Here is a 26741-nt window from a genome sequence, read left to right on the forward strand (position 1 = left end):
CACACTAGGATATATGTTAATGGTTTGATGAGAGCGATCGCATCACTACAAGGGATTAGCCTCTGTCACCACTTCAGGTAGGGGAATAAACTCTGTTTCATCTAGCACATTAGCAAAGCGCTTGTCGCGCCACTCGGCTTTTGCTTGTTCTATGCGCTCTGGTCGGCTAGAGACAAAATTCCACCATTTATAACGTTGACCCAAAGGCTCACCACCAATCACAATACATCGAGCCGCGGCAGTAGCAGAAACATTGGCTTGAGAACCTGGCTCTAGAATTGCCAGGCGATAAGGTTCTATTCGTTCATCATTAATACTCAATCCCTCAGTAACACTGTATACTGCCCTTTCAGAATAACCATTGGGAACAGTAAAGTGAGCATTGGCAGATAGGATCACATCTAAATAGAGGATAGGAGAAAAAACCTTCACAGGCGAGATATGACCGAATGCGTCTCCAGCAATGAGTTTGATGACAGCACCATTTTCTTCCCAAGTAGGAATAATGTCAGCAGTATAGTGTATGAACCAAGGATCAATTTCTTCGTACTCAACAGGTAAAGCAATCCAGGTTTGAATCCCATGAATAGTAACTTCATTGTGACGATCAAAGTCAGGCGATCGCTCTGAATGAGCAATTCCTTTTCCCGCCGTCATCCAATTCACTGCACCCGGTTGAATTTCTTGCACAGTACCTAAACTATCACGGTGCATAATTGCACCATCAAATAAGTAAGTTAGGGTTGCGAGATTGATATGAGGATGTGGTCTTACATCAATACCTTTGTTAGCAGGTAAAACAGAAGGGCCAAGATGATCAAAAAAAATAAACGGCCCGACCATTTGGCGTTGAGGATATGGCAAACTACGGCGGGCGATAAACCCACCCAAATCTTTAACTTCAGGTTCAATCAGTTGAACTATCGCCATAGGTAATGGGGGGTAATTGGTAAATGCTGCAATTATTATAAGTAGATTTGCTTGGCAAAAAGCTACCCTTTATCTAGCAACTTATGTTAATCAAAAGAGCAGAAGCGTTGTTCAGACTAGGAATTGCAGGTAAGGTTAAACAAAATATTTCCGCTAGATTCGTTATGGGAAAATTGCGATCGCACTTATCTCTGCGATTAAGCACCCAAATTGATGCTATCTAGCGATTATTTTTCAGTATATTTACAGACTGCTATTACTGCCATTCTGAGGCATAACTTACTCTCTGTGTTACTTCCTCAGCAATTTTACTGGATTAACAATCGGCTTTTAAAAATCAAAAAAATAATCTGGTAATTATACTATGTTTTTCTCAGTATATAGTTGTAATTTTATAGGGGTAACAGATGGATGAAAGGAAATTGAATTTATGGACTTCTCCAATAAACCTCCAGTCAATAACAGTTTATTAAACCAGCTACGGAATCAGCTTGATGTTTTAGAAATACGGGACGATAAACTTGCCAGATTATTATGTAAAATCATTCCCTCTCATTGCCCCTTTGAGAGAAATATATCAATTTTAGGACGGACACTTTTTCGCATTCCACCTTTGTGCAAGTTAAATCCTCTTTATGAACAAGTAGTTGGTCTGCGTTTTAAGTGTTTGATATATCTAGCCGATGAATGTGGTGAAGATGTGACAAAATACTGTTAGATCAAGAAGGCGATGAAACCAATGGCAATTATTCCCTCTGCACAATCAACAAAAAAGGATTTAAATCAACCTTAATCTTGCTAAAAAAATGTCAGATGTCAAGTAGGGGATTATATAAGTTTGCAGTGAAATGATGAACTGGAATCAATATGATTATTTATTAGTACTCGATTTAGAAGCCACTTGTTGCGATCAAGGAACTGTCAAACGGCATGAGATGGAAATCATCGAAATTGGAGCCGTTATGGTTGAGGCACAAGATTTAACAATCATTGATGAGTTTCAAACGTTTATCAAGCCGGTTCGTTATCCAATACTCACAGATTTCTGCAAATCATTGACATCAATTACGCAGACACAAGTTGATCAGGCTCCAGGATATCCCGAAGCGATCGCAATACTGCAAAAATGGTTATCTCATTATCCCAATGCGGTGTTCGGTTCCTGGGGAGACTATGATCGTAACCAGTTTAAACAAGACAGTAAGTTTCACAATCTTCCCTTTCCCATTGCCTATCCTCATATAAATCTCAAACAGCAGTTTAGTCAAAATCAAAGCTTATCTAAGCGATATGGTATGGCAGAAGCTTTGCAACTCGTAAATATAGAACTACAAGGAACACATCATCGAGGCATTGATGATGCGAGAAATATTGCTAAACTTTTGCCTTGGATTTTGAACAGACAAAAGTTGTAGTCAACTTACCGTTTTGGTGATGGGTTGTCCTCAATGAAGAGTGTTGAGCAAGATAAAAATATATCTTTAGATAGATGCTTATTTTTATTTGGCAGATATCCAAAATAAATAAAACTGAGCATTTATCAAAAACAGCTTGTATGCAGAGTAACAGGCTGTTTTTTGGCTTTGTTTAATTAAATTTTTAAGCAAATATATTTCATCATTAAACTGGATGACTCCATAATCAATAATTAATGATTTGGTTAAGAAAAAAGTAGTTTTTATGTGCGCTCAGTCAGCTAATACTTAGGTAGCTCAATACCAAAATTCTGTTACTCACAAAGTGAAGCATATAATTAGAATAGTGAATTTAAATTTTTAATAAAGAATAATATTAACTCAATCAATACAGTTTAGTTAAGTGTCATTAAAGTTATCAGGAACTATATTTTTTGATTATATATTAGGCTAATGCTCGTAAAGCAGTAGTTATAAAGATTTTTAGTTTTATATTTGGTATTTTAGGTCAAAGACCCTGATTTTTCGATAGTTATAGCTATTTAAAATCATATTATTTATCCTAATTTATATTGGATATTATTATCAGCATTATATTGATTAATCAATTATTGCTGATGTTATTGATTATGCCTAATATATACTACTTAGCACCTAAATTTTAGAGGCTAATTTGTTAGTATTGCCTTCCCCAACTAAAGTTATCTCCCAATAAAAATTTATCCAAAATTCATATATTAAATAGTATTTGTACTCATCATTTTTGAGTACGGAAATGGGCTATGAATTCAGCTTTACCAAAACTATAGAGGTAATTCTATAAGCTAAGTAGAGAGATTTGGAAGACTTACAAACCTAAATCACTGCATTTTTATTGAAATTAAGGTAACAAATTCCCAAAATCTTTCTGCCGGAAAAATTCTGGTAACTAATGTGCCATCTATCTACTCTAAGGTCAGCATCTATGAAGCTAAATCACAACCTTTATCTGTACTCATCTCTAGCTAAATTGAGCTTGCTCAAGAAAAGTTATACAGCCAAAATCATGTCGGTGGCTTTTTTAGGTACTCATGTACCTTTGCTGACTTTACTATTTTGTTTTGTTACATCTAATTCTTATTCTTGGGAGATGACAATACGAGTATTGCTAATTGCCTTATTAGCAACACTCATTGGTACAGCCGCTACACTTTATGCACTGCATTATCTTTTAGCTCCAGTTATTGTCACTTCGGCTGCATTGCAAGATTATTTTCATACTAAAAAGTTACCAGAACTCCCTACAGAATATGCAGATGAAGCAGGTACATTAATGGCAGATACCTCACAAACTCTGCATAAATTAGATGAGTTGATTCATCAGATTAGTAATTATGACAATTTAACTGGATTACCAAATCGGGATTTATTTAGCGATCGCCTTTATCAGAACGTCTCACAATTGCAGAATCAGCAGCAGCTGGTAGCTGTGCTGTTGCTAGGCATTGATGATTTTACAGTTATCAGTCATGGGTTAGAGCATGAAAAAGCGAATTTGCTTTTAAGAGCAGTTGCCCAACGTTTAACCAATTGTATAGGTCAAACAGATATCCTCGCCCATTTGAGCCAAGATGAATTTGCGATCGCTCACACCGAGATGCTTTCCTTTGAGAGTGTCATCAAACTCTCACAGTTACTCTTGAGTACAATTTCCAAACCTTTCTTTATCGAAGGGCAACAGATTCATATTACCGCCAGTATTGGCATCACAATTAATCATTTAGGCGATCGTAATTATGTCGATCAACTACTGCAACAGGCTCATATCGCACTATACCAAGCAAAACAACAAGGCCGCAGTCAACATCGCTTCTATTCCCCAGAAATTAACGCTCGCTTGCAAGAGAGATTAACCATAGAAAACGAGTTACGCGGGGCATTAGAACGTGGAGAAATGGTAGTTTATTACCAACCCCTCATTGATTTACGCACTAGACAAATAACGGCAGTAGAAGCACTAATACGTTGGCAGCATCCTACACGGGGCTTGATTTCTCCAGCCAAGTTTATCCCCATTGCTGAAGACAATGGTTTAATCATCTCCATTGGGGAATGGGTATTACGTACTGCTTGCGCTCAAAATCGTGCTTGGCAATTAGCTGGAATGGAACCAATTCGGATGTCAGTCAACCTCTCAGCCCGACAGTTTGAAAAACCAGACTTAGTAGAGATTGTCAAACAAGTCCTAGAAGAGACAGAATTGCCAGCATCATACTTAGAATTAGAAGTAACTGAAAGCTTCTTGATGAGTGATGTGCAGCGCTCTATCGCCACCCTCAAGCAATTACGGGAACTAGGCTTATGGTTAGCCCTAGATGACTTCGGCACTGGCTATTCTTCCTTGAACTACTTAAATCGCTTCCCTGTAAATATGCTCAAAATAGACCAATCATTTGTCCAAAATGTCACATCTAATTCTGATAGCGCCGCCGTCACAGATGCCATTATTGCCTTAGCAAAAAGCCTCCAGTTGAAAATTACCGCCGAAGGGGTAGAAACGCAAGAACAACTGGAGTATTTAGAACAGCGTGGATGTCATGAAGGTCAAGGATATTATTTTGGTATCCCAGCACCTGCTGAGAGAATTACTGAACTGCTCAAGCTTAATTCTCAGCAGCTAGAACATCTAGTTGCATAAAACTCATACCAGTTGAAATTTTGGATTGATGATTGCTGTCTGCGGCTAGGTTCTATCAATCCATTTTTTCTATACTCCTCGCAGAATAATCAGCCTAAAACTCATACCCTGCATCCGGTTAAGCGGTTTAATGCCCAATTCATCATGCACACTCTACAGAATTTGACCACCGTAAATCCTGGTGTTAAAAATGATGAATTATTTTCGGTGCATTTTGCCATTATGACTAAGGTTCAAAGATTAGCACACAAGATGTTGCAGTGCCAGGAAGAATCGGTCAGGTTTGCCGTGACCCTCGTACCTACTGATAACTCCCGTTTAGAAAAACTGGCTCAATTGATGGGCTACACAAAAAGCGCCTTTTGTAGTGAACTCATTGCGGCTGCTTTGGATGATATGGAGGAGGTAATAGATACTCCTGACTCTCACATTGATAAATTTCTCCCTTCGGCTGAGGAATATGCTGAAGCTTTGACTGCGATTGAAGCCAGCCTGACGGTAGGACACCGAGCTATGTTAGTAGCTCATTACCATTTTCCTAATCGGACTACGACAACCACTGAATTAGCTAAAGCAGCTAGTTATGACCATTACGGTGCTGTTAACCTGCAATATGCAAGGCTTGGCTATTTGCTGGCAAAATACTTAAATTGCTCTTTGCCAACTCATGCTGATGGTTCGCCATTTCCAACGGCACTCTTGGTTGAGTGGAGTTTTGAGGATATCTGGTACTGTACGTTGCATCCACAAGTAGCAGAAGCATTAGAAATGGTGGGATTAGTAAGTTGGCAAAGATAAGCCTGTTTGAGTTGTGAAAATTTTGGATGTTCTCTATCATTTGTTCTTGGTTATTAATTACAAATGATTGAGGAGTGTTTTCATATCTGCACCTTGGAAATCACACTCGCGGCCATGATGTTTGCAATCAATAAAAAAATCCCCCAGTGGTGGCAGCCGCCGGGGGAATTAGTTATCAGGGTGCATCTACCAATTAATTGTTCTGTGTGCGATCGCCCTCAACCGGATAAAATTTTCCTATTGTGAGAATGGAGCCAAAAAAAATCCCCCAGTCGGTGTAAACCAGCTAGGGGAATTAGTTATCAGGGTGCATCTACCAATTAATTGTTCTGTGTGCGATCGCCCTCAACCGGATAAAATTTTCCTATTGTGAGAATGGAGCCAAAAAAAATCCCCCAGTCGGTGTAAACCAGCTAGGGGAATTAGTTATCAGGGTGCATCTACCAATTAATTGTTCTGTGTGCGATCGCCCTCAACCGGATAAAATTTTCCTATTGTGAGAATGGAGCCAAAAAAAATCCCCCAGTCGGTGTAAACCAGCTAGGGGAATTAGTTATCAGGGTGCATCTACCAATTAATTGTTCTGTGTGCGATCGCCCTCAACCGGATAAAATTTTCCTATTGTGAGAATCAAGGCAAAAAAAAATCCCCCAGTCGGTGTAAACCAGCTAGGGGAATTAGTTATCAGGGTGCATCTACCAATTAATTGTTCTTTATGCGATCGCCCTCAACCGGATAAAATTTTCCTATTGTGAGAATCAAGGCAAAAAAAAATCCCCCAGTCGGTGTAAACCAGCTAGGGGAATTAGTTATCAGGGTGCATCTACCAATTAATTGTTCTTTATGCGATCGCCCTCAACCGGATAAAATTTTCCTATTGTGAGAATCAAGGCAAAAAAAAATCCCCCAGTCGGTGTAAACCAGCTAGGAGAATTAGTTATCAGGGTGCATCTACCAATTAATTGTTCTGTGTGCGATCGCCCCTAACCGGATAAAATTTTCCTATTCTGAGAATCAAGGCCAAAAAAAATCCCCCAGTCGGTGTAAACCAGCTAGGGGAATTAGTTATCAGGGTGCATCTACCAATTAATTGTTCTTTATGCGATCGCCCTCAACCGGATAAAATACTCAAAATAATGGCTGTTCCACATAAAAAATCCCCCAGCCGATGTTAAACAGCTAGGGGAGTTGAAGATCAAGGTGCATCTACCAATAAAGTTTTCTCGGCAGATGCTAATCAATCCGGATAAAGTAATAACGCTTGGTGCATAAATATGATTAGCTTGATACTTGATCAAGCTGTGATGTAATTTATCTGGTATTCTGTACGTTCTTGCAATGTGATTAACTTAAGTTTTTTGTCTTTGTTTACATGGAGACAATGCCTTGAGGCAGCTTTTTCAATTCCTGTAAATTCTGAGTTTATGCAATTACCTATATTTTTAAATACTGGTATTAATATAAAAATTATATATAACAAAAATTATTTCATATTCGGTTATTACTACTAATTTCAAAAATATTTATACATAAAAAACTATACTTAATTTCATTGCAAATACATAAATAAAAATCAATTTTATGCAATTTCCACACAATATATAAGTAGTTAGATAGAATTAGATATAAGGTGCTGATTAGATAAAAATGCTCATAAAATTTTGCCTTTTACCTTGTGATTAAAAATTCTTGAAGCGATTAAGTATCCTCGAAGTTTAAACTGGGTAAACGCGATGATGATAATAGATTGGCTGGCTGTTTGGGGCGTAACTCAAGCTGTCGGGTTTACTTTTAAACCGATTTTTGAGGAATTAGCAAAAGACGTAGTAAAAGACTGGGCTAAGGATTTATTAAAATGTATACCAAAGAACATTTTGCAGCAACTGAAAAAGGAAGATATTGAAATTGCTGCTGGTAAAGCATTAAAAGAATTTTTAGAATTAATGCAGCAGGAATTAGAAGATGCAGACATAGAAGAACTAGAACTCAAACAATATACGAAAATATTAAAGAATTTCATTAGCAATCCATTGATCAGAGAAACTCTCGGCTATCCTTTCCAATCAGACTGTCAATTTTTAGATGCTCAAGTAATTTCTCATACTTGGTATGAAATGAATTTGCCGATGTTACCCCAAAAGTTTGATTGGGAAAGACTCACCAAAAGATATGTAAAAAAAGTAAAAGCAATTATTCGAGAATCAGATAAGTTACGCTCTCTATTAGATAGTCAAACTTTAGAGGAACTAAGTAAAAATCTGCAAAAAATAGCGGGAGTTCCCACAGATTTTGATTTACATAGATATCAAGAAGGACTTTATGAGCGTTACGGCAATCTCAAGTTAGATAGTTTAGATACCACTGGGTATGCTTATAATGAATTGAAGTTATGGCGGATGTTTATTGCCCAAAATGTCCGGGAAGTTCACCAAGTTTTACCCCAAGTACATGAATTACCCAAAGAACATTTCAAAAAGCTCAGAGATGCTAATCAAATAGAAGCAGAAATTTTATTAGAAGAGTTAGAAGGCTACCGCAGAGTTTATTTTGAACAACCAATAGTTTCGGTTCTAGATATTATCAATAATCCAGTTTATAAATATATCGTTATTTTAGGTGATCCAGGTTCAGGAAAATCAACGTTATTGCAATTTTTAGCACTAAATTGGGCAGAAACACCATTAAATAACATAATTTATCAACCTATCCCTTTGTTAATCGAGTTACGCACTTATATTAGAAGAAGAGAAAATAATGAGTGCAGTAATTTTTTAGAGTTTTTTCATAAATGTAGTGGTATAGTTCATCATCTCAATCAAAATCAACTGCATGAACATTTAAAAACTGGCAATGCGTTAGTGATGTTTGATGGTTTAGATGAAGTTTTTGAATTAGGCAAAAGAGAAGATGTCATTACAGACATTCATCGCTTTACTAATGTCTATCCTCATGTGCGGGTAATTGTCACTTCTCGCGTGATTGGCTATAAACCCCAACGCTTGCGAGATGCAGAATTTCGCCATTTTATGCTGCAAGATTTAGAAGCAGAACAGATTCAAGATTTTATCATTCGCTGGCATGAGTTAACGTTTCATGATGAAGAAGATAAGTTACGCAAACGTGAGCGTTTACACAGAGCAATTGATACTTCAAAATCTATCGCAGAATTGGCAGGAAATCCGCTGTTATTAACGATGATGGCAATTCTCAATCGTAACCAAGAATTACCACGAGATAGAGCTACACTTTATGAACAAGCATCACGGGTGCTGCTACATCAATGGGATGTAGAACGCGCTTTGGTAGAAGATTCCCGCCTCGATCCAAAAACTATTGATTATAAAGATAAACAAGCAATGTTGCGTCAAGTTGCATATCACATGCAAACTAGTGCTAAAGGTTTGACTGGTAATTTAATTAGTGTTAATGATTTAGAAAAAATTTTGATTCGGTATTTAAAAAATATTGAATTTGAATACCCGACTAAAGTGGCGAGAGTGATGATTAATCAATTGAGAACTCGCAATTTTATGTTATGTTTTTTAGGCGCAGATTATTATGCTTTTGTGCATCGTACTTTTTTAGAATATTTTTGTGCTTGGGAGTTTGTTTGGCAATTTAAAGAAACACAAACACTTTCTATTAAAGAATTAAATAATGAAGTTTTTGAAAAGCATTGGCGTTATGAAACTTGGCATGAAGTTTTGCGCCTGATTACGGGGATGATTGAGCCGCGGTTTGTTTGTGAAATTCTGGAATATTTAATGGCACAAAATGGGGAAGCAGAAAAGTTTATTAATCTTTTTTTAGCTGCTAAGTGTCTGGCAGAAGTGCGAAATCGGTTGTTAGTAACAACAACGGCGAATAAATTATTGCATCGGCTGAAAGATTTAACAAAATATGACCTTGGTTATTATTACCAACCTTATCGAGATGAAGAAGAAACTAAATTAGTTCAAGAAATTCGGACTAAAGCTGTAACATCTGTGGCGACGACTTGGAAAGATGATGCTGATACTTTAGTTTGGTTGAAACAACTGGCTAATGCTGATGAACATGAAGATGTGCGACGGACATCAGTGCAAGAATTGGCGAGAAGCTTTCGAGATCATGTTGAGACTTTGGTATGGCTAAAACAACGGGCGATCGCAGATAATGATTGGACGGTACGCCAAGTAGCACTGCAAGAATTAGCGAGAAATTTCAAAGATGATCTAGAAATTCTCCCCATGCTGCAACAACGCGCTACCAGTGATGAGAATGAATATGTGCGCCAAGCCGCTGTGCAAGAATTAGCCAGAGGTTTTAAAGACAAACTTGATATTTTACACTGGCTGAAACAGCGTGTGACTGCGGATAATTCTGGGACAGTGCGACAAGTTGCAGTGCAAGAATTAGCGCGAGGCTTTAAAGATGACTTAGACACTCTTGTTTGGCTAAAACAACGCACCACTGATAATGACTGGACTGTGCGCCAAGTTGCAGTGCAAGAATTAGCCAGGGGTTTCAAAGATGATCTTGATACTCTTTTTATCCTGAAACAATGCGCTATCACAGATGAGAACGAATATGTGCGCCAAGCCGCTGTGCAAGAATTAGCCAGAGTTTTCAAAGACGATGCTGATACTCTCTTCATTCTGCAACAATGCGCCATATCTGATAAATATTCGGGTGTGCGACAAACCGCAGTTGAGGAATTGGCGAGGGGTTTCAAAGAAGAACCAGAAATTTTGCCTTGGCTAAAACAACGTACTACGGCTGATAATGATCAGTATGTGCGTCGCGCTGCTATGCAAGAATTAGCTAGGGGATTTAAAGATGATCCTGATACTCTCTTGATTTTGCAACAACGAGCGATCGCTGATCAATATTCTGATGTGCGCCGCGCCGCCGTGCAAGAATTAGCGAGGGGATTCAAAAATTACCCTGATACTTTGCTGATTTTAAAACAACGCGCCACAACAGATGATAATGAATATGTTCGCCGCACAGCATTGCAAGAACTCGCGAAGAATTTCACCAATGACCCGGATATTCTTCCCATCCTGAAAAAACACGCGACATCAGATAAATATGCAGATGTCCGCCAAGCCGCTGTGCAAGAATTAGCCAGAAGATTCAAAAATGACCCTGAGACTCTCGTTATTCTCAAAAAACGCGCCACTGTAGATAAATCATCTAATGTGCGCCAAGTTGCTGTGCAAGAGTTAGCCAGAGGTTTCAAAGACCAACTTGATTTGTTTGAAGTGTTTTACACCTGTGCTATTAATGACCCCTTTACGCGGGAATATAGCTTTCAAGATAACCCCCGCCAAGTTGCACTAGAAGCAATTACCGAACAATATCGCCACTATCCGCAAACATTACCATTGTTACGCGATCGCGCCGCCAATGATCCAGATGAGCAAGTGCGGGAATTGGCTAAGAAAAAGTTAGCAGAATTAGGTTAAAAATTTTGGTGATCAGCTGTTGCACATTTAACTTGCATAAAATACTCAATTTTCTTTTGTGCCAATCACCTGACTTTTCTCTGTTTACATTTCTTTAGAGACAATCTCTTATACTATATTATGAAAGCAAATTACAGAGGTTTTCATCCTATTAAGGTACATACCTCTAGCCTCTGTTATCTATCTACTTGTAGTCATAACTTATTAGCAAAGGAATGAAACTATCAAATCTTGAACCCCAAACAATTGATCGGATTATTGAAATGGCCTGGGAAGATAGAACCCCATTTGAGGCAATTGAGGCACAGTTTGGACTGCCAGAAAAACAAGTAATTGCCTTAATGCGTCAGCAAATGAAACCATCCAGCTTTCGGATGTGGCGAGAAAGAGTTACTAAACGCAAAACTAAACATTTAAATAAACGAGAATTTGTAGCTGGCAGATTTAAATCACAAAATCAAAAATAATGAATCGAACAGTCTGAAAGAACTCCTATTTCAAACAAATCTTTTCTCTTTTTCCTGTTCCCTAGCTTCACGAATAAGTTTATAAATTATAGCGGTAGTCAGATATGTTAGGACAACTTGAAAGCTTGAATGCCAGGAATAGTGAGACTTTTCCTCCTGCCTTCTGCTATAAATAAAATTGCTGTATGAATCACGAAATTATCATTTTTTTGCTGAGTGCTGGTCTGCTGATTATATATTTAATTTTCTCAGCGTTAACTGAGATGGGGACAAAGTTACCTGGTAAGAAGTGAGCGATCGCCTAGTTTTCCAATAAACTAGAAGCAACACTCCTATTCAATTACGTCCTCAACCTTAAAAACTTGTCCTGCTACCGTTACTTGGTCGCTGGAGACTAACTTTCGTCCGCGACGGGTTTCAACTGTACCATTGACTTTAACATCACCATTAATAATCATCAGTTTGGCTTGTCCTCCAGTTCCGGCAATACCTAACAACTTTAAAAACTGGTCGAGTTTAATCATTTTGCCGCTTGTTGAATGTAATTCATACTGCACATCAACTTTATTTTAGGGATAATCGCCTCACTGCTACCAAAAAAATTATGCAAAAAGCCAACAAGACCCTTCATCCCGGTTTATGTGCCGATGAAGTTAAAGCTTTTTTAAGCCAATATTTATTAAGATGATAGAAAATAATTTAGGTAAAACTATGAAAGAAAATAATATCATCATCGGTTTTCATGCTCATGTTTACTATGATCTAGAAACTCGTGATGTTGCGGCTCAAATCCGCGAAGGATTAGGTGCAAGATTTGAAGTGCAACTGGGACGTTGGCATGATCAGCCAATTGGGCCACATCCTCAATCAATGTATCAAGTTGCCTTTGCACCAAACCAATTTCCGCAAGTCGTACCTTGGTTAATGCTGAACCGTGAGGGATTAGATATTCTCGTCCATCCTGAGACTGGTGATGATGTCACAGACCATACAGCACACGCTTTATGGCTAGGAAATAAGCTGGAATTGAATATCCAAGTTCTACAGCGAATTAGACCTAACGCCTCTTAAAAACCTCCGCATACCTTTGCCTGAAAAACAGCAAGAATTTGCTGCAACCGCGATGAGATAACGGGAATTAGACAGCATAATATATGACTAAAAATACATACAAATTTGCTGCGGCTTGGGAGCATGAGCCAATTGTATTTGGAGCTTCCAGACCAGGTTACTCCCATCAAAAAGTATTTAATTGGATTGAGTTTATGAAACAGCAAAATATCCAACGAGTTTGCTGTCTTCTGAGCGAAGAACAATTAGCTTTTTATCCTCATCTTTTAGGCATATATCAACAAGAATTTGGTAGTCAAAAAGTTTGTTGGACACCTATTGAAGATTTCCATTTTGCTAATTTAGAAACACTCACACAAAAAATACTTCCTTTTTTATTAGCAGCAGACAAAGAAAGTGAGAAAGTAGTTGTACACTGCTCTGGTGGGATTGGCCGCACTGGTCATGTACTAGCTGCATGGTTAGTGAGTATTCGGGGATTCTCTAATCAAGATGCGATCGCCGCCGTGAGAAGAACAGGTAGAAATCCTTATGAAGCAGCGATCGCAGCTGCGTTAACTCTAAGAAATCCCTTCAAAGTTGTGAAGGAACTGAATATCCTTTTAGATGATTGTCGTCTAGCATTCTAGTTTGTTTCACCTAAAACACCATGAATGAATGCTTTGATCAACTAACTTAACGCTTGCGTGCTAACGTTAGTCCATCAGCAACTGGAATTAAACTTAGATCTATGCGATCGTCTTGAGATAACTTGCGGTTGAACTCACGAATAGCTGTGGTAGATGAGTCCTGTAGTTCTAATTGAGTCACTCTTCCAGACCACAGCACATTATCAATCGCAATTAAACCACCAGGACGCACTAACTTTAACGCCAATTCGTAATAAATATAGTAGTTTTCCTTATCTGCATCGATAAAGGCAAAGTCAAAAGTTTCCGCCTGACTTTGTGCTAAAAGATACTCTAAAGTTTCCGTCGCTGGAGCAATTCGCAAGTCAATTTTATCTGCCACACCTGCTTTCTCCCAATAGCGCCGAGCAACAGATGTAAACTCTTCGCTAACATCACAAGCTATGATTTTACCATCAGTCGGTAATGCCAAAGCAACACTCAAAGAACTATAGCCAGTAAAAACTCCCACTTCCAAAGTTTTCTTTGCACCAATCAACTTGACTAACAGTGCTAAAAACTGTCCTTGTTCCGGTGCCACCTGCATATTTGCACGGGGATGGTGAGCAGTCTCTTGTCGTAGCTGCAAAAGTACTTCTGGTTCCCGTAGAGATACAGACAAGAGATATTCGTACAAATTTTGTGTCAGGTTCAGTGTTTTACTATTAGACATAATTTCTTGGAGCTTGCGTTTACTGCTTATTTGTGTGAATATTCTATCAAAATAACGGTAAATTGCTCGATTTATCGTAGTATTTAATTCCTTTATAGTCTAAATGTTACATATATTGCTCCAATACTTGAGTAATTACGCATAAAAACGAAAAATCATTACTTTGTCACCTGTTTCCTGCTATAAAATAATATGCAATTAATTGAAAATTTTGCCACCAATCGCCTGTTAGCTGAACGGCTACAATTTCAACATTTAAATGAATTAAATTGGATGCACCAAAATCAACAAGTGATGGCAACTTTAGGTGGTGTGCGTTCTGATGAGGCAACCCGTTTGTTTATCTTCAATAACTTGCATCATTGGCAGCGTTATGGGTTTGGTTTATGGGTATTTCGAGATAAAGTTAATCATCAATTCGTTGGTCGTGCTGGTATTCGCCATACTGATGTAGAAGGTAAGAATGAAGTTGAATTAGCTTATGCTCTTATGGCTAAATTCTGGGGTCAAGGACTAGCGACTGAAATGGGAGAAAAAATATTGCAGGTAGGTTTTGAAATCCTGAAGTTGCGGGAAGTAGTTTGTTTTACTCTCACGACTAATAAATCTTCACAAAGGGTGATGGAAAAGTTGGGTTTTAAGTACGAGCGTGAGCTTATTTATGCTAACTTACCTCATTTGTTTTATCGATTAAAGGTTTAATTGTAAAATTAGTATTTTTAGGGATATAGAGATTTTTTCTAAATGTAAAAAAATCTGATAATATCTAATTTAGAATTTCAATAATTAAGTTAAATGTCTTTTATTCAAGATTTAAAAAATGCCAATGCTATGATTATCGGAGCCAGCCAAGGCATTGGTTTCGGCTTTGTTAAACAACTACTTAAAGATACCAGAATCAACAAAATCTACGCAACATATCGTCAGCAACAAACAGCAGCAGAGTTATTAGCTTTAACATCTGAATATGCTGATAAACTAACTTGTATAGAAATGGATATTACTGATGAGTTACAGATTATTGAAGCTGTAAGAAATATCAGCACACAAATTAATAAACTGCACTTAGTCATTAACTGCGTAGGACTGTTACATCAAGATGATTTCCAACCCGAAAAAAGCTTAAGACAAATTAACCCAGAAAATTTACTAAGCTATTTTCAAATTAACAGTATTGGTGCAGTATTACTAGCTAAACATTTATTACCTTTATTTCGCCATAAAGAACCCAGCGTGTTTGCCAGTATCTCTGCTAAAGTGGGCAGTATTGGCGACAACCAACTGGGAGGATGGTATGGTTATCGTGCTTCTAAAGCGGCGCTGAATATGTTGATGCGAACAGCCGCAATTGAGTATGGTAGAAGTTGTCCTCAGACTTTGGTTGTAACTTTACATCCCGGAACAACTGATACTCGTCTTTCTCGTCCATTTCAGCGCAGTGTACCACCAGAAAAATTATTTTCAGTAGAGCGTACTGTATCCCAATTATTAACTGTAATTGAACAACTGGAAGCAGACGATAGTGGGCAATTTTTTTCCTGGGATGGAAGCAAATTACCTTGGTAACTGAATCTCAGATAGGTTTACAAGTCAGGAAACATTTTATCTCCAAAGAGACCAGGGTCGCGTAAAACGCACGAAAAAGTAAATTGACCAGTAAAATTATTAAAATATGGGCGACATTCTCCATCTTCAGTACTGATATTTTGATCGGGTAATTTTTCGCCAACATAATAGCGGATTCTAGCACGACCTCTGCGAATCAGACTTTTAGTAAGCCTTTTATCAGGTTCATCTTTAGTATTATCACCACCGCATATACTAGCTGCTACTTGTGGAGTTATTTCAGTGAACAATTGTTGATGAGATATCATAATTATGAGCCTTATATACGTATGTCCTTGATAAGGATTCTAGATAAGTGCGATCGCAATATATGCGTATATACTTTTACTCAATTAAATATGTCTTATATACTCAACAGAGTAGACAAAACTTTATACTATCATTTTATTTAATTGTACAAAATTTCAGTCCTAACTATTCGCAGAAAATATATTTTTTTAGACATTATTCCTGAATCAATTTAATTGATAAAACTCGCTAAAACTATTCAATATAACTTTTCAGCACGATATTTAATTCATTCTCTGGTTCAATAGAATTCATTACTTAGTTGCCTTAAAATTCTCAGCAAGGTATAGGGCTGTGTAGACATTTGTAAAACTCATAATCTGTTTAATTACTAAAGACGCAGGTATTAAGTGTGTAATGCTTGGCTTATTTGAGTAAATATTCAAATATAAACTTATATTTTTCTGGCTGTCAGTTCGTAACTAACTCTTTTGTACTTTTCCCAATATTTCACTTGTCTTACTAATGCCAACTATATATTGGGTTTGCTCATGTTGAAGCAATTACTTTGTGTCCAGCAATATTGTAATGTATTGCTGCTTGTATTATTATTTTTTACTAATTTAATTATGGATAAAGCAGAAGCAAAAACTACTCAATTTCCAAAATTAATTAATTCTAATAAATTAGACGATAAATCTCCAGTATTATTGCCTAATAAAAATATCTCAAAGGAGAATGTATATAATTTAAGAAACATATATATATCACAAACTTTAACCTCAGAAACAGTTAGAGTTTTTCCTAACTTTAATGATACAAATATCCCAAAAATATTTAATCCATTTCTAGCACCAGATGCTGATTCTCATGAGCCTGATGTAAGCAAACCAAATCCTATTTTAAATAAAAAAAAATTACAAATATTTATATTGAATGCTCTGACTAATAGCGCCAGCAGATATCCTTGGATAATTGACCCCAGAGATAATTTAACTTTTGCTACATCTTCATTTAATCCCTTTCAAAGTACAAATTATATTGATTTTTCCATAAAATTTTCAGCAGAAGATCCCATCGTTGAGCGATTTAACTTTGCCCACTTTCCTCAAGAAGACCAATTCTACTGGGTACTACCGGGGAATCGAATTGTAGTAGAAACTCAGGGATGGCAAAGTGGGATTTTGTATCAAGGAGAAACCACAGACTTTGAACGTATACAGGTTGTGCGATTAACTCAAAGACTCTGGGGAATGCAAGCCGTTTCCTCCCTTCCTCAAGGTTTTCAAGAACTAGTAGGAGGAACTGATATAAGCCAATTTTCTATTCAATCAATTGCTGCCGAGTTAGTCAATCCACAGGGTATTCCTGCACCTCCTGTTCAGATTAATAATCCGAGTACAGCAAATAGTTCAAATATAACTGCGCTCATTCCTAATATTTCTAGATTGAATGCCAATAACCCACCTTTAATTTTACAATCTTTCCCTACTAATAACTTACAACCATTATTAGGAGATGTAAGCCTCCGTCGAGGAACGGTCATCCCTAGAGATAATTTAAAACAAGCTGGATTTATTTGGGGAAATCCTTTAACTGGCGAAAAAACGCGATTTCAAGCTCCAACTACATCTATACCAGGAATTAAATTAGGGAATCAAAAACAATTTGATAATTCTGATTTGTTTAACATTTTGCTAAATCCTGATATTAGTGATAAACAACGTAATTTTTCTTACCTGAATTCATTATTTTGGGTTACTTTGGGTCAACGACAAACTATACTCAGAACTAGAGATAAAACCGAAAATCAGAACTGGCAGAGATTTTATTTCAGTCGTCCGCATAATCGGACTTTATTGCAGTACGATTCTTTAGTCAACAAAGCAACATATACTAATATTTATAGTAACCCTGGTGCTTCTTTATCTTTCTCTGCTGATCAAATAGATGTAGATCAGATACAAACTGCTAATGCTTCTTTAGGAATGCTTGCAGGAGGACTTTTTGAGTTAATACATCTTCCAGAACTAGAAGAAAGTTTGCAAGAAGCTCAAAAGAGATTTTCTCGGCAAGAAAATTTTGCACCTATCAACTCAAAAGCGACACCAGAACAGAGAAGAAAAATTAATCAAATCCTCAATAGAACACTTTTTTTAGGTAATCGAACAAGTAGTTTAGAGCAAGTTTCTGGAACTTTCACTTTGCCGAGTACGATTACTCCAAATAGTTCTAGTATTTTACAAATTCGCACTGGTAATTATCGTCGAGCAGTTCAATTTATAGATGGACAACGTACTTGGAAAGAAGGTGAGACTTATCTTTCTAAGATACATGTTTCAAATCGAAGTTTTGGCCGTTTGTCATCTGTTAATGTGCCTATTCCTAGAAAACAAACATCTGTTTTTCCAAATAATCGCTCATCAGCTTTACAAGTAACTTTGATTGGCCCTGATGGTCAAGATTTTGTGCAGAATTTTAATTCATCTGATACTACAAGCGTACCGGTAAATATCCGTTCCTTTGATTTAGCTTTTGATAATATCGAATTAAGTCAAAATGGGCGGTTGATTACTTACTTGCAAACTTTTAATGGATATTTATCTTTACCTACTTTAGAAGGTTTATGGGCTGGTTCTACTGGCAATTGGAATTATAGTATTAATTCAGGCATTTGGTATAACTTAAATGCAAATAATGGATTTAATATTGTAAATAATCTTGGCAACTCAGAGCCTACATTTGGAGTTTATACTAATGGCTTATTAAACTATATTAATACTCATATAAAATTGAATGCTGCTGGGGAAACTCAAGCTATTACTAGCCATATTCCAGTTTTACGATTTCATTGGAATAGTGGAGCTAACTATCAAAACCCTGCTTATATAAATTTGAGTTACTCCTTTATTCGTCAAGATAAATATAGGAATAACTATTCATTGGCTACAGGTATTGTATTTTATGACGAAACCCGTCGTTTGAGACAAGCCGGATTTTTTCAAGGTGCATTGGAACTTGGCACAGGTTTGGAGTTGAAAACTAGTATAGAAATAAGTGAAAATTTTTTCTACACTCTAGAAGGCACTCAAAAAGTAAACTCTAATTGGTATTTTGGAGCTTATGTGCAAAATTTTCGAGATATTAGCCGTGGTATTAGAAGTAGAATTAATGATTTTGCTTATGGATTATTAATTAAGCATGAGATTCCTAGTAATGGTATGTTTTGGGAGTCTCGTTTAGGAATGAGTGGGAGTACATTTGAAGCTCGTTTTGAGGGGGGTTTTCGGTTTTAAAGCTGATTACTAATATTTCACATCTTCTACTTAGCGACTGAAGTCGCACGCCAGTTGCTTCTCCTAATCGGAGACGCTGCGCGTAGCTTGCTTCCCCGTAGGAGTACAAGTCAACAAAGCCGACGACAGTCGCCTCAAGTCAGGAAACCCTCTCGACAGTTCTTGCTGGGGGAAACCCCCTACAGCCCTTTGGGCATCCTACGCGGGCGTTAGCCTCTCTCTTTGAGAGAAGATCGGACTGTCTCCCCAACGCACGCTGTCTGGATTTAAATCTTGAGGCAGACTTTGGTTAATATCTGTGATACTCCCCCTCAAGTGTTATCTTTGTCAATACTCTGCTACCTGAATTTTTACCTTTCATATTTGTCAAACTTAGTAAGTAAATAAGCTAACCACTTACCAAATTACTTGCTTTTTTTCTCTATATGTCCTTAGTAATCTTCTCTGTGGCAAGCTGCGAGAATGAGGTTTGCATTTCCTTATCTATATTCTTCACGACTCATTTAGATTACTATAGTTGAGTCTGCTTTTCTGATCAATTCTCAATAAACTTTCTTTAGGAAGAGTAGGCAACTTTATCTAGTTGTTTCGCTTGATAGATTAACTTGAAATTAAAAAGGATAATTATTAGAGAAATAATTTTAAAACTTACATATTCCACTTAACTATTAAAATTGCAGCAACAGAACTCAATTTTCTCTTAGCCAGACTTAGTTTTTATAGTCTAGCCAAAGCTATGGGCGGGAAATACTCAACTTTTGCGCTCAAAGCTTTCCCGTAGTGTAGCAACTGGCTTGAGGTTTCTAGTCATTCAAGCTTGTTACAAGATTTGATAAAACCCAGTTAAACTATTTAGATTTATGCAAAATATCTACGGCAATCTTCAAGGCATCAAATCGAGTCACCTCAAAAAATTACAACAGCTTTACGAAGACAGGCAACCAGCAGACAGATTTATCACACTAGAATTCGCTCAAACTTTAGCAGTAATTAGTGCCACAATCCAACATCCTATTTGTTGTTACATTAATCGGCGTGGACAAATTCTCCGAGTTTCTGTGGGGACTCCAAATCAAACTCAAATCCCAGTGGAAGAATTACCTCGGCGTAGTGCCGAACGTTTGATAGGAATTCGTTGCATTGCTACTCAGTTTAAATCAGCAACTACTGATGAAACAGCATTAATTACAATGGCACGCCAGCGTTTAGATGCTCTAGTGACTTTAAGTATAGTTAATAACCAAGCTGAAGAAGCTTTTTTAGCTTATTTAGTTCCTGATTTACAACCACCTTGGATAGTTTCTCCACCCCTCAGTTTAGATGATTTAACGGAACAAGACTTTAGCGATTTAGTTGCAGAATGGGAGAAAGATATTTCCGATGCAGGCGGAATAGTTTTACCCCAAGAAGTCTTTTCTGAGCAAGATAGAGTATTGCTTGTGGGAGTACAAACAGATAATGTGTCAGCCCAAAGATTTGAAGATGGACTAGTAGAGTTAACACGTTTAGTAGACAGTGCTAAAGGAATTGTCTTGGACACAATGCGACAAAAACGCTCTCAGCCGCATCCACAAACAGTTGTTGGTAAAGGAAAAGTAGAAGAAATCAAACTTTTGGCGCAAAAGTTAGGCGCAAATTTAATTGTTTTTGATCGAGACATTTCTCCATCTCAAGCCCGCAATTTAGAAAATGAAATTGGGATGCGAGTTGTTGACCGCACAGAAGTAATTTTAGATATTTTTGCTCAACGTGCGCGTACTCAAGAAGGTAAATTACAAGTAGAACTAGCGCAACTCGAATATATGTTGCCTCGGCTACGTGGACGGGGACAGGAAATGTCGAGATTAGGTGCAGGAATTGGCACACGAGGGCCTGGTGAAACTAAACTAGAAACTGAACGACGGACAATTCAACGCCAAATTTCTCAATTACAGCAAGAAGTAAACCAATTACAAGCACATCGCGCTCGCATCCGCCAACAGCGACAACAGCAAGAAATTCCAGTTGTGGCATTAGTAGGATATACCAATGCAGGTAAATCCACTTTACTCAATGTGTTAACTAACGCGGAAGTTTACACCGCAGATCAATTATTTGCCACACTCGACCCAACAACGCGCAAAGTAGTAATTACGCAACCAGAAACTCAAGAACGCAGAACAATTTTACTCACAGATACTGTAGGATTTATTCACGAATTGCCCCCGTCACTTGTAGACGCATTTCGCGCCACATTAGAAGAAGTAACGGAGGCTGATGCTTTACTGCATCTTGTAGATTTATCTCACCCAGCTTGGGAAAGTCACATTGCGAGTGTGCAAGAAATTTTAGAAGAAATATCTGCAATTCCCGACAAAAGTTTAATTGCATTTAATAAGATTGACCGAGTAAGTAGTGAAACCTTGGCAGAAGCTCAACAAAAATATCCGCAAGCTGTATTTATTTCGGCGACTGAGCGATTAAGTTTAGAAACTTTAAAACAGCATTTGCTGCAACTAATAGAAGTAGCTATTGAGATTGCAGCCCCACAAAATTCATACTAAACCCAAGGAATTTTATGATACCAACTATTATTGTTCATGGTGGAGCAAAAACCATTACGGAAAACAAAGTTGCAGCCAACCATAAAGGCTGTACAGCAGCAGAAGCTGGTTGGGCAGTGCTACTCGGTGGCGGTAGTGCTTCAGAAGCTGTAGAAGCAGCTATTCGGGTTCTGGAAGCTGACCAAACATTTAACGCTGGTCTGGGCGCGACTCTCAACAGCGACGGAGAAGTAGAGCTAGACGCAGCAATTATGGAAGGCTCTTTGTGTTGGGGCGCCGTTGCAGCCGTTCAGGGTGTACGTCATCCTATCTCAGTAGCACGAAAAATTATGGATGACAAACCTAGGTTGTTAGTTGCGCGGGGTGCAGAACGCTTCGCCGCAGATTGTCAGTCCGAAATGTGTAATAAAAATGATTTAGTAGCTCAGGAACAGTTGCAACAGTGGCAGGAAGATCAAAAAGTCATTGACCGTCCAAACACTGTAGGCTGTGTAGTTTTAGATTCCAGTGGCATTTTAGCGGCTGGTACTTCAACAGGTGGAACGACAAAGCAGCAGAGTGGACGCGTTGGTGACACTGCACTGGTTGGCTGTGGTTTGTACGCCGATAATAAACTCGGCGCTTGCTCCACAACAGGTGATGGCGAGTCGATTATTCCGGTGGTTTTGGCGAAAACTGCGATCGATTTTTTGGTGGGAGACAGGCACCCAGACGAAGCCGCGCAAATGGCAATTGACACTTTAAGATCTAAAGTCAAAGGTGAAGCTGGCTGCATTCTGATAGACAATCAAGGACGAGTAGGCTGGGCGTATAATTCTCAAGATATGGCAGTTGCTTATATGACCTCAGAAATGGATAAAGCTGCTTTTTTCACCAAGAAATAATTTTAATAATTCGTAATTTGTCTTGATTTCCTACTCCGCATTTTTAAATTAGATATGAACTCAAAATCCAACTTTAAATACTTCCAAGGGAGTTCTCTTTCTGATCTGTTTGCTGAAGATATCACAGATGCGAGTTATGCGTTTATCTTGAATTATCCTGCAACTGCTAATTGGGCAGCATTCCTTAACACGAAAAAATATTTTATTCAAGATGGGAGTAGTGAAACAACCAAAACTGCTTTTGACAAAATTGCTCAAAAAGAGCCTTGGAAAAATTTGGCTGTTTTAGGCAATGCTATTCCCGGAATTGTGATTAGTCCGCCACCAAAGTTGTTAATTGATTACTGGGAGGAGCATTTTGGCTTTAATTACTCCAATATGGAGTTGATAGATTGCTCGACTTATTTAGATGACCTTAGTCAGAGCGATCGCTTTCATCAACTAATCACTCTATTTCCCTTTGATCATCTCAAACCTGAAAAACACGCTGTTAATCCCGATACCCACTATCACTTGCTCAACAAAGCTACCTTAGCCGAACTGGGTGTACCATATCCCAAATACGCAACTTACCACCTTCAGCAAGTTAATCTTGCAGATATTCCCTTACCTGAAAAATTTCCCTATCTCATCAAAACATCTCACGGGCTTTCTGGAGAAGGCACTTATATTATCAACAACACCAGGGAGCTAAATTACTGCCTTGAAGAACTGAGGAAATACATCGATATTCAGTTGCTAGATACGATTATTGTTTCCGAGTTTATTAAAAATGTTGTCCAGAATTACTGCGTCCAGTTCTATATTAATAAATCGGGAGAAATCAAGCTTATTGGTACTACAAGTCAACTTGTTACCGCAGAGGGAAACTATTTAGGCGGTATGATTAATTACCGTGAAATAGACATGAATAGATTCTCGGAGATGATTGCCGCTATTGGTAAGTATGCTCATCAACACGAATATTTTGGCGTTATTGGCTTTGATGTTTTAGAAGATAAAGAAGGCCAGATGTATGTGATTGATGTCAATTTCCGTGTTAACGGTTCAACTCCGCTTTGCTTGCAACGCCACACCTTACTAGCACTGGGCAAAGAGGTAGCTAAATATTCTAGTAGCTACCGCATCTTTGGTTCATTAGAATCAATTTTTCTAACTTTAAAGCCAGAATTAGAGCGCAAAGATTTGATTATATTATCTGCTCTAGAGAGAAAAGAATCCAGTGCAATTTATACTGATATATACGGGGTTATTACAGGAGAAACACTAGCACAAATGCAGCATATTGAGGAGAAATTACAAAGTAAAGGATTACAAAGTTAGTTAAATATGATTTACAAATCGAGGGTTTAATTATAGTGAAACTTGAAATATTATAGATTATTTTTGTGAAAAACTTTTTATCAGAAGACTCGCTTCATATATAAAAAACAATGCTGTGTTAGTGCAGTCAGTTTAAGGAAATATCTATAAAATAATAATTCCCGAATTCTTAATTCGGGAATTGTCAAAGATGCAAGAATTTGATTAACGAGACTCTGTTCCTTGATTGGGAAACCAGGAACTGTAACATTACCGCCAGCCGCTTCAGGTTCAGCACCCTGACGAGTTTCTGTACCTGATTCTTGACCAGTCATCCGATATCTTTCATCTAAAGGAGTGTCACCTTTATCTGTAGTTGGGACAGTGGTTTGAGTTCCAGGATTATCTTCTGGCTCATATTTATTCTCGTCTTGGCGATTGTCTGGGGGGGTGTTTGATGTCATAATATTTATACTTTTTAATCAAGTTATTCTTTAATATTAGTTTTTATTTTCTACTAGCCTTACTATCCATAGATAGAACTATTCTTATAACTAATTGGGGAAAAATACGCTGTGTATTAACTCAATTGAGTAATTATTTTGGTTGAGTATATTATTTGCGAATCAGGCTTTGCCTGGTTTATTTGTGCGAGTCTCCAGCGGAGATATTATGCGATTGCACTCCTACACTATCATTGGGAGTTGAAGGCCATCTCACCGTCAAAATAGTACAGTCAGACTTAGCCACCCAGCAGTGTGGCACACCCGCGCACCAAAGCACATAATCACCCTCACGAGATAAGATAATCTCTCTATCTTCAAACTGAAGGCAAAATTGCCCATTAATCAAAATAGAAAGAGTCGCAGCTTGATGATTTACAGCCCACTCAGTTCTACTCTCTCCAGCTTTATGTACACCCCACTTGATTTCTAGTGCGGTAGTTGAGCGTAAATCATCATCTGGGGTGATAAAGTGTCTCATAAACCAACCCCAACGATTTGCACCTTCACTCTCAGCATTGCCAAAAATAACTTTAGGCTGCATTACTCACCTCAAAGTTAGGAACTAAAATTTTTCCTGTGTAACCTGCATCTTTGTATTGTTCAAGAACTTGAGTGGCGGCTTTTTCTGCACCTAATGCAACCAAAGCCACACAAGCCCCACCAAAACCAGCCCCTGTTAGCCTTGCACCCAATACGCCTGGGGTTTGTTGTAACATTTCCACCAATATATCCAAGGCTGGAACAGAAACTTCATAATCATCGCGCAAACTAGTATGAGATGCGTTCATCAACTTGCCAAAACGCTCAGGTTTTACTCCCTGCAAAACTTCTAAGACACGATTATTTTCTGTCACCACATGACGAGCGCGACGGTTTAATGGTTCTGGTAAGCTTTCTGTCACTTGAGCATCTGTGATATCTCGCAATGCCTTGACTCCCAATAAATGTGCCGCCTCTTCACACTCTGCACGGCGTTGGTTGTATCCGCTAGTTGCCACGGTGCGGGTTACACCACTATCTATAACTAAAATCGTGGTTTTGTTAGGTAAAGGAAGTATGTGACGTTCTAGAGTGCGGGTATCTAAAAACAAAATATGTTGAGTGTCCGCAAGACTAGAAGCCATTTGATCCATAATGCCGCATTGCACTCCTGCATAGTGAATTTCTGCTTGTTGGGCAAGTTGGGCAATTTCCACATCATCTATAAGGAGATGTAAAAGTTGGCGAATTGCTCGGAGTGTTGCGACTTCTAATGCTGCACTGCTAGATAAACCAGAACCTATAGGAACTGATGATTGGACATACACATTCAGCGAAGGAATCGTGTATCCTGCTTGTTTCAAAATTTCAATACAACCAAAAATATAACTGGCAAATCCAGAAGGACTATGATGAATATCTAAAATACTGACATGTTCTTGAAGATTGGCGGAATAAAAATGGTGTTGTCCATCATCACTGAAACTTAATTGTACTGTTGTGTGTTGAGGAATCGCTGTTGGCAGCACAAAACCATCGTTGTAATCGGTATGTTCGCCCAGTAAATTCACCCTTCCCGGTGCATGAGCTTGAGTTACTGATAATGTGCCGAATATTTGGAGAAAATCCATAAGTATATTTTAATAGAAAATTAATTAAATATTGCACATCTGTCTAGAGGTTTAACTTTTTATAAAAACCTAAGTAGATGATATCTGCGAATGTTTATGAGGTTATATTCTAACTCTGTTTTATTGCTCATAACATTGTATAACTTAATGAAATTTACTAGAAATTTTTCCAAGTATTAACAATTACAGACTAACTTCATATTAGATAACTCTTTGAGCAGAACCAAAGTTAAAACTAAGGTAATGCTTCAGGCTGATGTATTGATAAGTTAATTTTTAGAAAAATAGCAGCAACAAAGCCAACAATATGGCAAAAAAAGTCTATGCAATTTTTTACAAATCACGCAGAAACAAAAGAAAATCAATCTACTTACATTAATCCTGACAATTCCGGCGAATCTGAACCTCTAACTCAGGTGCAGAAAGATAGTGTAATCACTAAACAAGATTTGCCAAATAAGCGATTACGTTATGGCTTAACTCTAGTAATCTTGAGTGCTTTCTTATTTATCACTGCCATTTACTACGGAATTATTAACCCCTAATCTCGCTTTTGTTAACAGAGTAAATGTTATTTCTGAGATGGGACACATCATC

The 26741-nt window shown here is 37.8% G+C and carries 23 protein-coding genes; 16 read left to right on the forward strand and 7 right to left on the reverse strand.

Features of this window, described 5'->3' with window-relative positions; genetic code table 11:
* Positions 1-45 precede the first annotated feature (45 nt).
* Positions 46-930: a pirin family protein gene (locus AC504W_RS24800; protein ID WP_494874900.1), complete on the reverse strand. Its 885-nt coding sequence runs from the start codon at positions 928-930 to the stop codon at positions 46-48.
* Between the two features lie 83 nt (positions 931-1013).
* Between AC504W_RS24800 and AC504W_RS24805 the strand changes: the two genes are divergently transcribed.
* The 7 genes from AC504W_RS24805 to AC504W_RS24835 all read left to right on the forward strand — a co-directional run bounded on the left by AC504W_RS24805 (position 1014) and on the right by AC504W_RS24835 (position 11737).
* Entirely contained in the window at positions 1014-1154 is a 141-nt protein-coding gene (locus tag AC504W_RS24805) for a hypothetical protein (RefSeq protein ID WP_494874901.1), read from the forward strand.
* Between the two features lie 206 nt (positions 1155-1360).
* Positions 1361-1648: a Mo-dependent nitrogenase C-terminal domain-containing protein gene (locus AC504W_RS24810; RefSeq protein ID WP_494874902.1), complete on the forward strand. Its 288-nt coding sequence runs from the start codon at positions 1361-1363 to the stop codon at positions 1646-1648.
* A gap of 130 nt (positions 1649-1778) precedes the next feature.
* Positions 1779-2345 (forward strand): 3'-5' exonuclease, encoded by a 567-nt coding sequence (locus AC504W_RS24815; protein WP_494874903.1) that lies wholly within the window; start codon positions 1779-1781, stop codon positions 2343-2345.
* Positions 2346-3309: 964 nt separating this feature from the next.
* Positions 3310-5022, forward strand: a complete 1713-nt coding sequence (locus AC504W_RS24820; RefSeq protein WP_494874904.1) for a putative bifunctional diguanylate cyclase/phosphodiesterase — start codon at positions 3310-3312, stop codon at positions 5020-5022.
* Positions 5023-5166: 144 nt separating this feature from the next.
* Positions 5167-5820 carry a hypothetical protein gene (locus AC504W_RS24825; RefSeq protein ID WP_245894823.1) on the forward strand — a complete coding sequence of 218 codons (654 nt, stop codon included), beginning with the start codon at positions 5167-5169 and terminating at the stop codon, positions 5818-5820.
* A gap of 1736 nt (positions 5821-7556) precedes the next feature.
* Positions 7557-11270 (forward strand): HEAT repeat domain-containing protein, encoded by a 3714-nt coding sequence (locus AC504W_RS24830; RefSeq protein ID WP_494878755.1) that lies wholly within the window; start codon positions 7557-7559, stop codon positions 11268-11270.
* Between the two features lie 215 nt (positions 11271-11485).
* On the forward strand, positions 11486-11737 hold the full coding sequence (locus tag AC504W_RS24835) for a TIGR03643 family protein (RefSeq protein ID WP_494874905.1): 252 nt from the start codon (positions 11486-11488) through the stop codon (positions 11735-11737).
* 332 nt (positions 11738-12069) lie between these two features.
* Here AC504W_RS24835 and AC504W_RS24840 read toward each other — a convergent pair whose 3' ends face one another.
* A complete protein-coding gene (locus AC504W_RS24840) occupies positions 12070-12261 on the reverse strand; it encodes an RNA-binding S4 domain-containing protein (RefSeq protein ID WP_494878756.1) in 192 nt (63 codons plus the stop codon).
* A 187-nt stretch (positions 12262-12448) separates the two neighbouring features.
* Here AC504W_RS24840 and AC504W_RS24845 point away from each other — a divergent pair, with 187 nt between their 5' ends.
* The gene (locus AC504W_RS24845; RefSeq protein ID WP_494874906.1) at positions 12449-12808 is read left to right on the forward strand and encodes a DOPA 4,5-dioxygenase family protein; all 360 of its coding nucleotides are present in this window, start codon (positions 12449-12451) and stop codon (positions 12806-12808) included.
* Between the two features lie 83 nt (positions 12809-12891).
* The gene (locus AC504W_RS24850; RefSeq protein WP_494874907.1) at positions 12892-13437 is read left to right on the forward strand and encodes a protein-tyrosine phosphatase family protein; all 546 of its coding nucleotides are present in this window, start codon (positions 12892-12894) and stop codon (positions 13435-13437) included.
* A gap of 46 nt (positions 13438-13483) precedes the next feature.
* Here the strand turns inward: AC504W_RS24850 and AC504W_RS24855 are convergent, their stop codons facing one another.
* The gene (locus tag AC504W_RS24855; RefSeq protein ID WP_494874908.1) at positions 13484-14149 is read right to left on the reverse strand and encodes a class I SAM-dependent methyltransferase; all 666 of its coding nucleotides are present in this window, start codon (positions 14147-14149) and stop codon (positions 13484-13486) included.
* Between the two features lie 192 nt (positions 14150-14341).
* On the opposite strand from AC504W_RS24855, the gene AC504W_RS24860 reads away from it, so the two are divergent.
* Both AC504W_RS24860 and AC504W_RS24865 read left to right on the forward strand, forming a co-directional pair.
* Positions 14342-14851 carry a GNAT family N-acetyltransferase gene (locus tag AC504W_RS24860; protein ID WP_494879459.1) on the forward strand — a complete coding sequence of 170 codons (510 nt, stop codon included), beginning with the start codon at positions 14342-14344 and terminating at the stop codon, positions 14849-14851.
* A gap of 93 nt (positions 14852-14944) precedes the next feature.
* Positions 14945-15715, forward strand: coding sequence for an SDR family NAD(P)-dependent oxidoreductase (locus AC504W_RS24865; RefSeq protein ID WP_494874910.1), 771 nt, complete (start codon positions 14945-14947; stop codon positions 15713-15715).
* A 17-nt stretch (positions 15716-15732) separates the two neighbouring features.
* Here the strand turns inward: AC504W_RS24865 and AC504W_RS24870 are convergent, their stop codons facing one another.
* Positions 15733-16023: a hypothetical protein gene (locus AC504W_RS24870; RefSeq protein WP_494874911.1), complete on the reverse strand. Its 291-nt coding sequence runs from the start codon at positions 16021-16023 to the stop codon at positions 15733-15735.
* Positions 16024-16632: 609 nt separating this feature from the next.
* Between AC504W_RS24870 and AC504W_RS24875 the strand changes: the two genes are divergently transcribed.
* The 4 genes from AC504W_RS24875 to AC504W_RS24890 all read left to right on the forward strand — a co-directional run bounded on the left by AC504W_RS24875 (position 16633) and on the right by AC504W_RS24890 (position 24049).
* On the forward strand, positions 16633-19299 hold the full coding sequence (locus AC504W_RS24875) for a hypothetical protein (RefSeq protein ID WP_494874912.1): 2667 nt from the start codon (positions 16633-16635) through the stop codon (positions 19297-19299).
* 860 nt (positions 19300-20159) lie between these two features.
* Positions 20160-21842, forward strand: a complete 1683-nt coding sequence (hflX, locus tag AC504W_RS24880) for a GTPase HflX (protein ID WP_494874913.1) — start codon at positions 20160-20162, stop codon at positions 21840-21842.
* A gap of 14 nt (positions 21843-21856) precedes the next feature.
* Positions 21857-22726, forward strand: coding sequence for an isoaspartyl peptidase/L-asparaginase family protein (locus AC504W_RS24885; protein ID WP_494874914.1), 870 nt, complete (start codon positions 21857-21859; stop codon positions 22724-22726).
* 54 nt (positions 22727-22780) lie between these two features.
* Positions 22781-24049: an ATP-grasp domain-containing protein gene (locus AC504W_RS24890; protein WP_494874915.1), complete on the forward strand. Its 1269-nt coding sequence runs from the start codon at positions 22781-22783 to the stop codon at positions 24047-24049.
* Between the two features lie 80 nt (positions 24050-24129).
* Here AC504W_RS24890 and AC504W_RS24895 read toward each other — a convergent pair whose 3' ends face one another.
* The 3 genes from AC504W_RS24895 to galK all read right to left on the reverse strand — a co-directional run bounded on the left by AC504W_RS24895 (position 24130) and on the right by galK (position 26144).
* Positions 24130-24492 carry a hypothetical protein gene (locus tag AC504W_RS24895; RefSeq protein WP_494879461.1) on the reverse strand — a complete coding sequence of 121 codons (363 nt, stop codon included), beginning with the start codon at positions 24490-24492 and terminating at the stop codon, positions 24130-24132.
* A gap of 178 nt (positions 24493-24670) precedes the next feature.
* Complete coding sequence (locus AC504W_RS24900; RefSeq protein ID WP_494874916.1) at positions 24671-25075, reverse strand: signal peptidase I; 405 nt, start codon at positions 25073-25075, stop codon at positions 24671-24673.
* Positions 25065-26144: a galactokinase gene (gene galK, locus AC504W_RS24905; protein WP_494874917.1), complete on the reverse strand. Its 1080-nt coding sequence runs from the start codon at positions 26142-26144 to the stop codon at positions 25065-25067. The genes AC504W_RS24900 and galK overlap by 11 nt, the downstream gene beginning before the upstream one ends.
* A gap of 323 nt (positions 26145-26467) precedes the next feature.
* Between galK and AC504W_RS24910 the strand changes: the two genes are divergently transcribed.
* A complete protein-coding gene (locus AC504W_RS24910) occupies positions 26468-26689 on the forward strand; it encodes a hypothetical protein (RefSeq protein ID WP_494874918.1) in 222 nt (73 codons plus the stop codon).
* Positions 26690-26741: the final 52 nt, after the last annotated feature.

This window comes from Nostoc sp. C96 (assembly GCF_059384975.1).